1 protein-coding gene is annotated in these 351 nt (G+C 45.9%); it reads right to left on the bottom strand.

Going from position 1 to position 351, the window contains the following annotated elements:
* Window positions 1-55: 55 nt before the first annotated feature.
* Window positions 56-351, bottom strand: a 296-nt coding sequence (locus CWC11_RS21390; RefSeq protein WP_502704821.1) for a BW3TFN family phage tail fiber component, incomplete at its 5' end; no start/stop codon positions are given.

Genomic DNA, 351 nt, shown 5'->3' with positions numbered 1-351 from the left:
GTATTGCTTTGCAGGATCAAACTGCTGGTAATAATCTTTTATCATTGCTTTCTTCTTAATAACTGATCACAAACTCAAACGTTTCGCGTACCCCTTGGTCACGAAATAGCGCCGTGCGATGCTCAAGCAAAATAAGCTCACCAGCCTCTGCCACCTCGTCTGGTAAGAGGTAATATTTTCCAGCTGGAATGCCCGTTTTTGGTGTCGTGCCAAGCATTAAGCCAAGTTCGCGAATATGCTCACCTAAGCCATCTTCGAAGTCGTAGGTGAATTGGCAATATAGATGTTGGCTGGCGGTATCGCTTAAGCGGAACTTTCCGGTTGGTACCTGAATTTCGCCTTGTTCATCCG

Source organism: Pseudoalteromonas sp. S3178, assembly GCF_005886985.1.
GTDB lineage: Bacteria > Pseudomonadota > Gammaproteobacteria > Enterobacterales > Alteromonadaceae > Pseudoalteromonas > Pseudoalteromonas carrageenovora.
Note: the sequence above shows the minus strand (reverse complement) of the source record. Positions and strands in the feature narration are given on the sequence as shown.